Origin of the sequence: Aestuariibacter sp. A3R04, from assembly GCF_018860805.1 — a bacterium.
Lineage (GTDB): Bacteria > Pseudomonadota > Gammaproteobacteria > Enterobacterales > Alteromonadaceae > Alteromonas.
In genome coordinates this window covers 39,054-51,357 of the sequence record NZ_JAHKQR010000016.1, presented here as the reverse complement: position 1 = coordinate 51,357, position 12,304 = coordinate 39,054, and the positions used below count along the sequence as shown (strand labels likewise).

The window sequence follows — 12,304 nt, the reverse complement described above, 5'->3', positions numbered from 1 at the left end:
GTCAGTCGCACAAAAACGAGTTAAGCCAATGGTACACAGAACTATAAGAGGCACTATTCAGTACACCAGTAAACAGCCTGAGCGCATGGATAAGGAGCGCGGCAGAGAGTATTTTACGCTGACACAGCAAGCCGATGGCACGCAGGTACTGCAGGCGCATTGTGAAATTGACGATACGCCAAATGTGATACGTGACGTGGTACTCGCCATGAATGCTGATTCCAGCCCCATAGATTGTTCTGTCAGGCTTACCGTGGGCGATCGCTACGAGGGATCTGGCTGGATGCGCTTTGGCAAGCAAGCCGTTGAATGTGAGACTCACAATCAAAGGGATGGTCGGATAAGCCAGAAGGTTGAAATAGACAAACCGGTAAAGTGGCTGCAGGCTCATCCCATAGTAGGCGATGCTTTGCTCATGCGCCTTTACGATCTAAAAAGTGGCCCTGGCAAAACATTTTTTCCCAATCTGTTTCTTACTTCTCCTGATCATCGCGGCGCGACAGGTCCCTTGTTATTTAAAACTGGCTTCGGCATTCGTTACGTGGGAGAGGACGTTGTGACAATAAAGGCCGGGCGCTTCAAAGCCAGGCATTTTCAACTTGTGGATACTGCTGGCAATCTTCCCGAGGAGCACCCTCCCTATAACTTGTGGTGTACTGCTGATGAAGACTACATGTTCTTAAAAGCCGGCGTGGAGGGCTACATGCAAACCCACTATGAGCTTGCTGACTATCAAATTATTGAAGGTGCCTTGTGATGACAAAAGCGTTACCCACCTGGGATGTGTTAACAAAACACGACGTATTTCCCCATGCTAACCACGACGAAGTGGCTCGGTTGAATTTCCTCACGCACTTAAATGTGCATTTAAGCAGCAGTGTGGTACCAGGCATAAAACAAGCTTTCGAAAGCGAGGTGAAACCTGAGTTTGTATGGGCCAATGGCAGAGCGCCGTCTGATCGCCATGAACTGCGAGAAGCCATGTTGCAAAATAGCTATTTTCAAATGTGGTCAGCTTTGCGCAGGAATACCATGGAAATGCGTCAACAAGCTGGGCGAGCTCAAGTGTTGCGACAAATCGAGCCCTTGGTAAGCAAAGTTAACGAGCTGAATCACAACGCGCCTACGTTGCAACTCGATGATGAAGTCACTATTCCGGATAATGTAGGGCTGGTCGATATCCACTGCCAGCCGGGGTGCTACTACACCGAGTATTTTCAGGGTGATGTGACCGTAGCGGCCAGTTATGATTTAGGGTTATTTGTTACCACTGCAGGGCTTTTAGGAGCACTGAGCGATGGTGGTGGTCAGGGCATAGGCAATTGGTTGAAAACTCACCATCCCGATTTTTCGCCTAAACGCATTCTCGATATTGGTTGTACTGTAGGCCACAATGCTGTGCCACTGGCGCAGGCATTTCCCGATGCCGAGGTTATCGCCATTGATGTTGCCAGACCAAGTTTGCGCTACGCCCATGCTAGGGCAAAGTCTTTGGGTGTAGACAACATTATATTTAAGCAGGCAAATGCAGAATCGCTGCCTGAGTTCGAAGACGAGAGTTTTGACCTGATCACCACCGCCATGTTTTGGCATGAAACCTCCTGCACCGCAATGCCAAATATCTTAAAGACAATACATCGGCTGCTCAAACCCAAAGGGCTCACACTACACCTGGAGCAGCCGCAATACGACGGCATGGACATATACGAACAATTCATTCGCGACTGGGACACCTACTTCAACAACGAACCTTTTTGGGGGCCCATGCACGATATGGATCTGGCTGAACAACTTTCTGCAGCCGGGTTCGCCGCAGAGGATATGTTCGAAGTCGGTATCGTGTCTTTTGTGGACGAAAAGGTATTTGGCAAACCAAAAGCAAAGAACAACGGTGAAGATTACGGCCGGGCTCCGGTGTGGAATGCGTTTGGGCTATGGAAAAAGTAAGGGGAAATCATGGCAGATATAGACAAAGTAAACTTAGCCGGCACAAAAGCCAAAGGAAAGCGACCGTATTTTCTGGCTGACAAGCAAACCGAGCAAACCCTGTCAATTACCATGGCGTTGGCAATGGAGTTGGCTGTAGCCAGAGAGCGCATTGATACGCTGGAATGTCTCCTTGAAGAAAAAGGCGTTATTAGTCGAGAGGAAGTGGAGCACTACAAACCCAACGCTGAAGAGGTCGCGCGGCGTAGTCTGCAAACCCAAGAGTACCTCGCCCGAATACTGCGAATTTTGCAGCAAGACAGAGAGGCTTTAGCGGTGAATGACTTGTCTGTTCAAGAGGTGCAAGACATTTTAACCAGGCATCCTGAATGAGAAGGCGACAATTGTGGCAGCGTATTTGATTGTACAGGCAACGGTGACTGACTGGTCTCGCTTTAAGGATTATACCGACCTGGTCCCGCAGCTCATCGAACAGTTTGGTGGTGAGTATGTGGTCATGGATGGTTCGCCGGAGTGGATCGAAGGTGATAGCTGTCCGGGAAGCGTAGTGATATCAAAGTGGTCATCGAAAGAAGCGGCAAAAGCCTTTTGGCATTCGTCGGCATACCAGCAGGCCATTGGTCTACGAGCGGGAACGGGAGATTTTAATATCATGCTCGTTGACGGGTTGAAATAAGGAGTCACATGTATGTCGCAAGCTTATACCGCAATGGCGTTGCAAACCCGGTGTTTTGCAGTGAATCGTCTTTCCACCGAAGATGCCAGAGATAAAATAAACGCAAATATTGACCGTGTGGGCCGACATATTCGCGGCGCTAAAGGGTTTGTCGGTCCAGGGGTTAAACTGGTGGTGTTACCCGAATATTTTTTGACGGGTTTCCCAATGGGTGAGAGCTTTGCCCATTGGCAACAAAAAGCCTGCATAATACCCGAAGGCAAAGAATACGCATTACTCGGCAGAATTGCACAGGACAACGGCATCTATTTGTCAGGCAACTTGTATGAACTGGACGATCATTTTCCCGGTTTATATTTCCAAACAAGCTTCATTCTCGATGATACAGGTAACTGTATACATCGTTATCGCCGACTGGTGTCAATGTTTGCACCTACACCTCACGATGTACTTGATAAATACCTTGATATCTATGGCTTAGAAGGGCTATTCCCCGTTGCACAAACGCCGTTAGGGAACCTGGCTACCATTGCGTCGGAGGAAATTCTGTATCCGGAAATCGCTCGTGCGCTCGGTATGCAGGGAGCAGAGGTGTTCTTGCACTCTTCGTCAGAGGTAGGAGCACCAAACCTCACACCGAAAGACATTGCGAAACGAGCAAGAGCACAGGAAAACCTCGCTTATGTTGTTTCGGCAAATTCTGCCGGCATTGCAGATATCGATTTCCCGGCGGAATCCACAGACGGTCTTTCCAAGCTGGTGAATTTTAAAGGGGAAGTCATGATTGAAGCTGCTATGGGAGAATCTATGGTGGCCAACAGCGAAATTGATCTTGCTGCGCTGCGTCGCTATCGCAATAAGCCGGGTATGGGTAATTTATTGTCGAGGCAGCGAAATGAGTTATTTGTACCCTTTTACAAGCAGGAGGTATACCCGGCAAATACCATGCTAAATGAAAATGGTGATATGAAAACCGTTGAGCGAAGCCATTTTATGCAAACTCAAAGTGACACCATCGCACGCCTTCGGAAAACCGGAGTGATAAAGGAATAATATGCAAATACGCAACCCGAGAACGGGTGAAGCAGATTTTGAGTTGGAAGTCTGTAGTACAGAGCTCATCCACAAAAAAGCCGCTTTACTTCGCGCCAGTCAACCTGAGTGGGAACGCGCAACCGTACAGCACCGAATTGCTGTGTTAAGTGATTTTGCTGCGGCGCTAGGCGATGCCAGAGCAACGCTCATAGATGCTCTGGTGACCGACACCGGTCGATATCATGAATCGGTACTGGAAGTGGATGTGGTTATCAATAACATCAAACGCTGGTGTGGTGATGCCGCAGTGTTACTTTCAATGCCCCCGGCCAGAGCAGGGCAGATCCCCTTTCTGGAAATCACCCAGTCTTATTTGCCCTACCAGTGTGTGGGCGTGATAAGCCCTTGGAATTTTCCTTTGCTGTTGTCGATGGTCGATACCATTCCCGCGTTACTGGCGGGGTGTTCAGTGTTGCTCAAACCCAGTGAAGTCACTTCCAGATTCGTTTCGCCATTTCGTCAGGTACTGGCCAGTGTTCCGGCTTTACACCGGGTGTTTGACGTGGTCACCGGCACCGGTGAAACAGGGCAGGCACTGATAGATACAGTGGACGTAACTTGTTTTACTGGCTCCGTTACCACCGGGCGCAAAGTAGCGCAAAGGTGTGCGCAGCGGTTTATTCCCGCCTTCCTCGAGCTGGGTGGGAAAGATCCTGCGATCGTCTGTGAAGACGCCGACCTGGATGTTGCAGCCAGCGCATTGTGTTGGGGGAGTATGGTGAATGCCGGGCAGTCATGCATGAGCTTGGAGCGTGTTTACGTGCATGAAAAGGTGGCTGAGGTCTTTATCGAAAAACTCACAAACTGTGTGCAAAACCTAAAACACAACTTCCCAGATGTCACCGCAGGGCACATTGGTCCCATTATCTCGTCTGCACAAATTGACATTGTTAAGGGTCAGTTGGCAGATGCAAAGGAAAAAGGGGCCAAAGTCCTTTGTGGCGGTGAAGTCGTCGAGTTAGGTGGCGGTGCCTACTGCCAGCCAACGCTCTTGCACAACGTTACCGATGAAATGAAAGTACTTAAGGAAGAGACCTTTGCCGCTATTTTGCCGGTAGTGGTGGTGACGTCCGATGCGCAGGCAGTACAGAAAGCCAATGATACGGAATACGGGCTCTCGGCGGCGGTATTCAGCCGCAACCTGGATCGCGCTTACAGTATTGCATCACAGTTACACGCAGGTGCTGTGAGTATCAACGACGCATCGTTAACCGCTCTGGTTCACGAAGCGGAAAAACAGTCGTTTAAGTTGTCGGGAATGGGGGGCTCGAGAATGGGGAAAGATGCCATCATGCGGTTTGTCAGGAAAAAAGCATTTATCCGCAACACCGGTACGCCATCGCCATGGTGGTTTTAACCCGGTTTGCAAGCTTACTCCCGGCGCGTACAACACAAATAGTGCCGAATTTTTTCACCCGTTGCGACGATTTGAGAATTGTCAATTTCCCCCTGCCTTGCATCCTTGCTCTCGTTGACTTTACACACTGCTATTAATAAATTTGTCCGTACAAATTTAAATAAGAAATAACCTCACAGCAAGGACATCCCTATGACAACTATCGTTGTGTTATTTAACCTCAAACCCGGCGTTGATGAAGCGGTTTATCAAAAATGGGCAAGGGAAACTGATATGCCTGCAGCTGGTAGGTTGCCGTCTGTAGACAGATTCGATGTGCTAAAAGCAGAAGGTTTGTTGATGTCTGAAGCCACGCCGCCCTATGCCTATGTAGAAATTATTGATGTCAACGATATGGAGCAGTTTGGCAAGGATGTCTCTACTGACGTTATGCAAAACGTGGCCGCTGAGTTTCAGTCCTTCGCTGACAATCCGATGTTTATTCTGACTTCAAAGCTAGGAGCATAATCATGGCTAAATATCCGGAACTCGCGGACAAGGTGGCATTGATTACCGGCGCCGGTCGTCACAAAGGGCTGGGCGAAGCCATGGCAAAAAGACTTGCGGAAGAGGGCTGTAAAGTTGTGATCACCGATATTGGTAGTGCTCAAGGGCAGTTGATGCCAGAAGATGCTATTGGCACTACCAAAGAGATGCAGCAAATCGTTGAGGAAATTAAATCCGCTGGCGGAGAAGCCAGCAGCTATATCTGCAATGTCATGAGTCCGGAAGAAGTCAAAGGTGCCGCGCAGTTTGCAGTAGATACTTATGGCAGCCTTGATATCTGGGTTAACAATGCTGGCATTGGGTATTTGATGAAACCCATTTTGGACATGGATGTAAGCGAATGGGACGCGGTGATGAACGTCAATTTACGCGGCGCGTTTTTAGGCGTCAAATACGCCGCAGAAATGATGGTTGAGCAAGGTAAGGGAGGCCGGATCATCAACATTGGCTCTCAGGCATCGAAATCTGCTTTCCCACACGCATCCGCCTACACCACTTCCAAACACGGCATGAATGGCTTAACCCGCACGGCTGCGCTGGAATTGGGGCCACATCATATTACCGTGAATCAGATTTGTCCCAATCACGTGACCACAGGCCTCGGCGCGTGGCAAAACGCACATTTCTCCGGTGTAACCGGAAAAGGGCATGAGAAGTACATGGAGGACATGAAAGCCCGCATTCCACTGGGACGCCCTGGTATGCAGGAAGACATCGCCAAAGCTTGCGCGTTCTTGTGCTCAGATGAAGCGAGCTATATCACCGGAGAAAGTATGAATGTATCCGGCGGAGAAGAATACCACTAAAGCCCATGGCGTCGTTTACGCGGCGACGTCTTGTCCACGGCGAACACTACATGAGTGAAAGAAGCGATATGACTAAAGATTATGAATGGCCGGGCAACGCCCGACTGGCAATGTCCATTGTTGTCAATGTGGAAGAAGGGTCTGAGTATTCCGTAAAAGATGGCGACAAAGGTATGGAGCCTGTCGATGAATTACAAGTACACCTGAAAAAGCCAATGCGTAACTACGGCAATGAGTCGAATTACCAGTATGGCATTAATGAAGGCGGGCCTCGTATCATTCGTTTGTTGGATGAATATGGCGTGCGTGCAACCTGGACAGCAGCGGCCGTGTCTCTTGAGCGCGCGCCCTATCTGGCGAAAGCCATTGCCGCCCGGGGCGACGAAGCCTGCTCTCATGGTTATCGTTGGGTACATCAGTTTCGCATGAACGAAGCGCAAGAACGACAATTCATTCAGGATGCCGTGGCGAGTATTGAAAAAACCACCGGGCAGCGTCCTTACGGTTGGCTATCCCGTTATTTGTTGACCGAGAACACCCGGCGCCTATTACAGGAAGAAGGGTTTCTTTACCACATGGATGATTACAGTGGAGACAAGCCCTTTTGGGACGCCGTAGAGGGGTCGCAAGAGCCTATGGTGATTGTTCCTTACGCCCTTGATTCCAACGATATGAAAATGTGGGTAGCACCATCTTATACACCGGAAGCCTGGCTCAAATACGCCAAAGATACATTTGACGTGCTGTATGAGGAAGGTGAAACGCAAACCCGGATGATGAGTCTTGGGCTGCACTTACGCATTATTGGCAGACCTGGCCGCATTTGGGCGCTAAAGGCTTTTTTCGAGTACGTCAAAAGTAAGCCAGGTGTCTGGTTTGCCACTCGTCAGGACATCGCAACACATTTTCAAAAACAGGTGACCAAACCGGGCGGTCATGATGAATAACCTTATTCGCTCATTGTTATTTGTGCCGGGTTCTAAACCCGAGCGTTTTGAAAAAGCATTAAACGCTGGCGCAGATCTGGTGTGTATCGACCTAGAAGACGCTGTACTTCCCAGCGATAAGCACACGGCACGGGAAGCTGCCAGTAGCGCAGTCAGACAATTCGGCCGAAAGCTATGTGTTCGTGTTAACCCCTTATCTTCTCCATTAGGTGTCGACGATTTAGTCTCACTAGCCAAAGTACAGCCGCAGTTTGTCATGTTGGCTAAATGCGATTCAGTAGAGCACATCGATAATGCTTGTGAACAGTTGGAGAATACCGAAACCCGCATCATTGCGCTGATTGAAACTATTGAGGGTCTCGCACAGGCAGCCAACATCGCCGCCCGTTCAGACAGGGTCGCAGCGCTGATGTTCGGGGGCGCTGATATGTCGGCAGAGTTACGCTGCGATTTTTCCTATGAGCCGCTACTGCACACTCGCAGCCAACTGGTTCTGGCGGCAGCTAAGGCGGGTGTAGATCTGATTGATGTGCCCTTTGTGGATATTAAAGATGACGCCGGGCTCCTGGCAGAAACACAAAAAATTAAAGCGCTGGGCTTTACTGCTAAAGCGGCTATTCACCCGTGCCAAATTAACACGATACACCGCGCCTTTTGTCCCACAGACGCACAAATTGAAAAAGCGCGCGCCATCCAGAATGCCGTGAATGGACAAGACGATGCAGGTGTGGTGGTGGTGAATGGTCAAATGGTCGACCGGCCCATTATTTTGGCGGCGAAGAGAACACTTCAGCTGGCAAGCGCCGCTGACAATGAACACGTGAATGAGGAATAACAGATGGTACAGAGTGTAAAGAAAGTCGGTGAAAACCGTTACCGGGAGACGTTTGGACGTTACTTTGAAGATTTCCACGTGGGTGATGTTTACGAGCATCGCCCTGGGAAAACCATCACCGAAACAGAAAATCACATGTTCACGCTGATGACCATGAATACCCATCCCATGCATTTCGATGAGGAATTTGCGAAAAAATCTGAGTTCGGACGCACCATTGTTTGCTCGCCACTTACCGTTGCACTGATGGTGGGAATGAGCGTGACGGATTGTAGTCAAAAAGCCATCGCAAATCTGGGCTGGGATGACATTCGAATGACCCATCCGCTATTTGCTGGCGACACCTTATACGCCGAGTCCGAGGTGCTGGAAAAGCGGGAGTCCAAATCCCGTCCAACGCAGGGCATCGTGACTATTCGAACCATTGGGAAGAATCAGGATGGCGTACAGGTTTGCCAGTTTGTGCGCAAGATGCTTATCGCCAAAACCGGCCATGCCGTTGAAGATCTCATCGATTAACATAGAAGGACATTGTGATGTCAGAAGTCTGGTCAAAAGAAGATGAAGTTGCCATTCTGGATATGATTGATAAGTGGGTAGAAAACGATGTACGGCCCATAGCGAAAGAATATGATCAGGAGGATAAATATCCTCACCAGCTGGTAGAGCAAATGAAGTCGCTGGGGTTGTTTGGTGCAACCATTTCTCAGGACTACGGCGGCATGGGATTGCCCGCGTCTATTTACGCCAAAATTGTCATTAAAGTGGCTTCAGCATGGATGGCGCCGGGAGGTATATTTAATTCACACCTCATTCAGGCCTCTCTTATCGAGCGTTGCGGTACTGAGGAGCAAAAAGCGCGAATTTTACCGCGTATGGTAGAAGGAGAGCTCCGTGGCGGCATTGCCTTAACGGAACCCAATGCAGGCAGTGATTTACAGGCAATTCGAACGACTGCTGTGCGAGATGGTGACGACTATATCATCAACGGCGCGAAAACCTGGATCACCAACTCTTTGCATGGCAACTCTCTTGCTGTACTCGTGAAAACCAATACTGACATTGAGCCTCGCCACAAAGGCACATCCATGTTTTTCATAGAAACCAAAGATGCCGACGACAACTACTTGCCCGGCATTGAGGTGATAAAGATGAAAAAGCTGGGCTATCGCGCTATTGATACCTGCGAGGTGGTTTTCACTAATTTTCGCGTACCCGCAGATAACCTGGTTGGCGGGGAAGAAGGCAAAGGGTTTATTCAGGCTGTAGGAGGCTTGGAACTCGGCAGAATTAATGTAGCAGCTCGCGGAGCTGGCATTGCAAAAGGCGCCATGGAACTGGCCGTGCGCTATGCACAGGAACGGGAAACGTTCGGCAAGCCAATTGCGAATCATCAGGCAATTCAGTTGAAGCTGGGTGAAATGGCAACCAAGGTGGAAGCTGCCAGGTTACTCATCGAACAAGCCGCAAATAAATACGATTCTGGTGAGCGATGTGACATGGAGGCCGGCATGGCCAAGTACTTTGGTTCTGAAGCGGGTGTTTTTTGCGCCAATGAAGCTATGCGCATTTTTGGTGGTTACAGTTATTCAGTGGAATATGACATTGAGCGTTTTTATCGCGATGCCATGCTGATGTGTATTGGTGAGGGAACCAACGAAATGCAACGCATTATTATCTCCAAACAACTGGTGGAGCGGTACAAAATATGACTACGCCCGCACTCCCCCTGGATGGCGTTCGTATCATTGCTGTTGAGCAATACGGCGCTGGCCCTTACGGTTCCATGTTTTTATCCGACATGGGCGCAGAAGTGATAAAAGTGGAAAACCCACAAATTGGGGGTGATGTGTCCCGTCAGACAGGGCCGTTTTTCTTAGGTGAAAATGACAGTTACTTCTTTCAAACTTTCAATCTGAATAAGAAAAGTATCACGTTGAACCTAAAATCAGCAGAGGGGCGCAAGGTTTTTGAAGCCTTGGTGAAAACTGCTGATGCGGTAACTAATAACCTCAGAGGCGATCAGCCGGAAAAACTGGGAATTACCTACGACGCGCTCAAACACATCAACCCTAAAATTGTCTGCGGTCATTTATCTGCTTACGGACGAGACAATGACCGTGCTAATTGGCCGGGCTATGACTATCTCATGCAAGCAGAAGCAGGGCTAATGTCGCTCACCGGTGAGCCTGATCAAGCGCCGGCGCGGTTTGGCGTATCCATGGTAGATTTCATGACAGGCGCGGTGGCATCACTTGGTTTAACGGCGGGGTTGTTGGGCGCTTATCGCACAGGTCGGGGGAGGGATGTGGACGTGTCTCTTTTCGATGTGGCATTGCATCAGCTTTCCTATCCGGCTACCTGGTATTTAAATGAAGGTCACATTACCACCCGTGTCGCGCGATCAGCGCACCCTGCTACCGTGCCGTGTCAGTTGTATAAAACGAAAGACAGTTTTATTTTCCTCATGGCAATGACAGACAAGTTTTGGGACATTCTCATGACATTACTGGATGACGCTGTACTGAAAGAGACGAGGTTTAGTACTGTGGCACAACGACGGGAAAACCGCGATATCCTCACCCAGGAGTTCGATCGGGTTTTGTCGGCTCAGGATACTGACTACTGGCTGGCATTGTTGAAGGGCAAGATCCCTTGCGCGCCTGTCTACGATTTACCTCAGGCCATGAATAACCCTTACGTACGGGATATCGGGATGGTTCGGCAGGTACCGCACCCGCAAAATTCACATATGGAAATTCTCGGTAATCCAATAAAAATGGACGGCCAGCGTTTACAGGGCAAGGCCTGTGGCAGCATGGGTAATAATACGGATGAATTAATGGCTGAGCTTGGTTACAGCAACGACGAAGTGGCTGAACTTAAGCGTCAGGGAGCGCTGTAGTCATGAAGTTGGAAGGCATTAAAGTACTTGATTTGTCGTTGTTTTTACCCGGTCCTCACTTTACCATGATGATGGCAGACCACGGTGCAGAGGTGATTAGCCTTGAGCCACCGGGCGGCGAACCTGTGCGACATGTTGGATTGAAGCAAAACGGCGAATCTGTGTGGTTTCGCAATGTTTTCCGGGGTAAAAAATCCATCAATCTCAATCTGAAATCTGAAGCGGGTAAGCAGGCCTTTTTGAGGTTGTGTGGCGAGGTGGACGTGTTGGTTGAAGCCTTCAGACCCGGGGTTGTCGATCGACTGGGTATTGGGTATGACGCTGTTAAAGCCGTAAATCCAGGCATCGTTTATTGTTCTGTTTCTGCCTACGGACAAACAGGACCTAAACGACTTCAACCTGCTCATGATTTAAGCATACAGGCCGATTCCGGCGCGGTGTCAATTAATGAGGGGATGGACGGGCAGCCTGCTCAGCCCGCCATGCCAGTGGCAGACATGGCGGGAAGTTTAATGGCCTTCTCTGGTATTTTGATGGCGCTTCTTCGCAAGCAACAAACGGGTGATGGTGACTATCTTGATATTTCCATGCAGGATTCACTGGTTGCCTGGTACGCCAATGTGATGGGGCCGCCCTTTGCAGAAAATCGCTCTCCCGAACCTAAGGAAGAACGAAGTTGGGGCGGTGCGGCCATGTACAACATATACAAAACGGCAGATAACAAGTATCTCACCTTGGGCGGTTCAGAATTAAAGTTTACCCGCAACTTGCTCGTTGCCTTGGGGCGTGAAGATTTGTATGAACTTTGCACCTTGCCTCCGGGCGACGCACAGGCACAGGTTAAGGCATTCTTTGTAGAAATATTTGCTGGGAAAACACTCGACGAATGGTGTGACTTCTTGTCGGCGGTGGATGTCTGTTGGTCACCGGTGAGAGATCTCAACACCGCCATCAGAGATGCTCATTTACAACATCGTGAAATGTTACTTACCGACGAAAGCGGGAATTATCACCTTGGTGTGCCGATAAAGTACCACCAGGAACCCGCCAGACCGTGTTTTACCTTGCCGGGTTTTAGTGAGCACACGGAAGAAGTGCTACGTGATATTGGTTATTCAAGGGAACAAATAGACAAAATGAAAGCCGATAACGTCTTTCTTTAGCATGGGAAATTGACAATGGTCATTCAC

14 protein-coding genes are annotated in these 12,304 nt (G+C 49.4%); all 14 read left to right on the top strand.

Annotated elements, in window-relative coordinates; all coding sequences use genetic code 11:
• The first annotated feature begins 28 nt into the window (after window positions 1–28).
• The 14 genes from KO518_RS17235 to KO518_RS17170 all read left to right on the top strand — a co-directional run bounded on the left by KO518_RS17235 (window position 29) and on the right by KO518_RS17170 (window position 12,277).
• A complete protein-coding gene (locus KO518_RS17235) occupies window positions 29–757 on the top strand; it encodes a hypothetical protein (RefSeq protein WP_216027103.1) in 729 nt (242 codons plus the stop codon).
• On the top strand, window positions 757–1,947 hold the full coding sequence (locus tag KO518_RS17230) for a class I SAM-dependent methyltransferase (RefSeq protein ID WP_252736263.1): 1,191 nt from the start codon (window positions 757–759) through the stop codon (window positions 1,945–1,947). Before KO518_RS17235 ends, KO518_RS17230 begins: the two co-directional genes overlap by 1 nt.
• 9 nt (window positions 1,948–1,956) lie before the next feature.
• Window positions 1,957–2,319: a hypothetical protein gene (locus tag KO518_RS17225; RefSeq protein ID WP_216027101.1), complete on the top strand. Its 363-nt coding sequence runs from the start codon at window positions 1,957–1,959 to the stop codon at window positions 2,317–2,319.
• 13 nt (window positions 2,320–2,332) lie between these two features.
• Window positions 2,333–2,623, top strand: coding sequence for a DUF1330 domain-containing protein (locus KO518_RS17220; protein WP_216027100.1), 291 nt, complete (start codon window positions 2,333–2,335; stop codon window positions 2,621–2,623).
• 12 nt (window positions 2,624–2,635) lie between these two features.
• Window positions 2,636–3,676 carry a nitrilase-related carbon-nitrogen hydrolase gene (locus KO518_RS17215; protein ID WP_216027099.1) on the top strand — a complete coding sequence of 347 codons (1,041 nt, stop codon included), beginning with the start codon at window positions 2,636–2,638 and terminating at the stop codon, window positions 3,674–3,676.
• A 1-nt stretch (window position 3,677) separates the two neighbouring features.
• Window positions 3,678–5,075, top strand: coding sequence for an aldehyde dehydrogenase family protein (locus tag KO518_RS17210; RefSeq protein ID WP_216027098.1), 1,398 nt, complete (start codon window positions 3,678–3,680; stop codon window positions 5,073–5,075).
• Window positions 5,076–5,267: 192 nt separating this feature from the next.
• Window positions 5,268–5,582, top strand: coding sequence for an REDY-like protein HapK (locus KO518_RS17205; protein WP_216027097.1), 315 nt, complete (start codon window positions 5,268–5,270; stop codon window positions 5,580–5,582).
• A 2-nt stretch (window positions 5,583–5,584) separates the two neighbouring features.
• Window positions 5,585–6,427, top strand: a complete 843-nt coding sequence (locus tag KO518_RS17200) for an SDR family NAD(P)-dependent oxidoreductase (protein WP_216027096.1) — start codon at window positions 5,585–5,587, stop codon at window positions 6,425–6,427.
• Between the two features lie 68 nt (window positions 6,428–6,495).
• Window positions 6,496–7,374, top strand: coding sequence for a polysaccharide deacetylase family protein (locus tag KO518_RS17195; protein WP_216027095.1), 879 nt, complete (start codon window positions 6,496–6,498; stop codon window positions 7,372–7,374).
• The gene (locus KO518_RS17190) at window positions 7,364–8,209 is read left to right on the top strand and encodes a CoA ester lyase (protein ID WP_252736262.1); all 846 of its coding nucleotides are present in this window, start codon (window positions 7,364–7,366) and stop codon (window positions 8,207–8,209) included. Before KO518_RS17195 ends, KO518_RS17190 begins: the two co-directional genes overlap by 11 nt.
• A 3-nt stretch (window positions 8,210–8,212) precedes the next feature.
• Window positions 8,213–8,728: a MaoC family dehydratase gene (locus KO518_RS17185; protein WP_216027094.1), complete on the top strand. Its 516-nt coding sequence runs from the start codon at window positions 8,213–8,215 to the stop codon at window positions 8,726–8,728.
• 17 nt (window positions 8,729–8,745) lie between these two features.
• Window positions 8,746–9,921: an acyl-CoA dehydrogenase family protein gene (locus tag KO518_RS17180; protein WP_216027093.1), complete on the top strand. Its 1,176-nt coding sequence runs from the start codon at window positions 8,746–8,748 to the stop codon at window positions 9,919–9,921.
• Window positions 9,918–11,114 carry a CaiB/BaiF CoA-transferase family protein gene (locus KO518_RS17175; protein ID WP_216027092.1) on the top strand — a complete coding sequence of 399 codons (1,197 nt, stop codon included), beginning with the start codon at window positions 9,918–9,920 and terminating at the stop codon, window positions 11,112–11,114. Before KO518_RS17180 ends, KO518_RS17175 begins: the two co-directional genes overlap by 4 nt.
• Before the next feature lie 2 nt (window positions 11,115–11,116).
• On the top strand, window positions 11,117–12,277 hold the full coding sequence (locus KO518_RS17170; RefSeq protein WP_216027091.1) for a CaiB/BaiF CoA-transferase family protein: 1,161 nt from the start codon (window positions 11,117–11,119) through the stop codon (window positions 12,275–12,277).
• The last annotated feature ends 27 nt before the right edge of the window (window positions 12,278–12,304 follow it).

Excerpts from the sequence above, each read along its gene's own strand:
- KO518_RS17225 (WP_216027101.1), top strand. The coding sequence starts at position 1,957 with ATGGCAGATATAGACAAAGTAAACTTAGCCGGCACAAAAGCCAAAGGA.
- KO518_RS17190 (WP_252736262.1), top strand. The coding sequence starts at position 7,364 with ATGATGAATAACCTTATTCGCTCATTGTTATTTGTGCCGGGTTCTAAA.
- KO518_RS17170 (WP_216027091.1), top strand. The coding sequence starts at position 11,117 with ATGAAGTTGGAAGGCATTAAAGTACTTGATTTGTCGTTGTTTTTACCC.
- KO518_RS17215 (WP_216027099.1), top strand. The coding sequence starts at position 2,636 with ATGTCGCAAGCTTATACCGCAATGGCGTTGCAAACCCGGTGTTTTGCA.
- KO518_RS17235 (WP_216027103.1), top strand. The coding sequence starts at position 29 with ATGGTACACAGAACTATAAGAGGCACTATTCAGTACACCAGTAAACAG.
- KO518_RS17175 (WP_216027092.1), top strand. The coding sequence starts at position 9,918 with ATGACTACGCCCGCACTCCCCCTGGATGGCGTTCGTATCATTGCTGTT.
- KO518_RS17195 (WP_216027095.1), top strand. The coding sequence starts at position 6,496 with ATGACTAAAGATTATGAATGGCCGGGCAACGCCCGACTGGCAATGTCC.
- KO518_RS17210 (WP_216027098.1), top strand. The coding sequence starts at position 3,678 with ATGCAAATACGCAACCCGAGAACGGGTGAAGCAGATTTTGAGTTGGAA.
- KO518_RS17200 (WP_216027096.1), top strand. The coding sequence starts at position 5,585 with ATGGCTAAATATCCGGAACTCGCGGACAAGGTGGCATTGATTACCGGC.
- KO518_RS17185 (WP_216027094.1), top strand. The coding sequence starts at position 8,213 with ATGGTACAGAGTGTAAAGAAAGTCGGTGAAAACCGTTACCGGGAGACG.
- KO518_RS17205 (WP_216027097.1), top strand. The coding sequence starts at position 5,268 with ATGACAACTATCGTTGTGTTATTTAACCTCAAACCCGGCGTTGATGAA.
- KO518_RS17180 (WP_216027093.1), top strand. The coding sequence starts at position 8,746 with ATGTCAGAAGTCTGGTCAAAAGAAGATGAAGTTGCCATTCTGGATATG.
- KO518_RS17230 (WP_252736263.1), top strand. The coding sequence starts at position 757 with ATGACAAAAGCGTTACCCACCTGGGATGTGTTAACAAAACACGACGTA.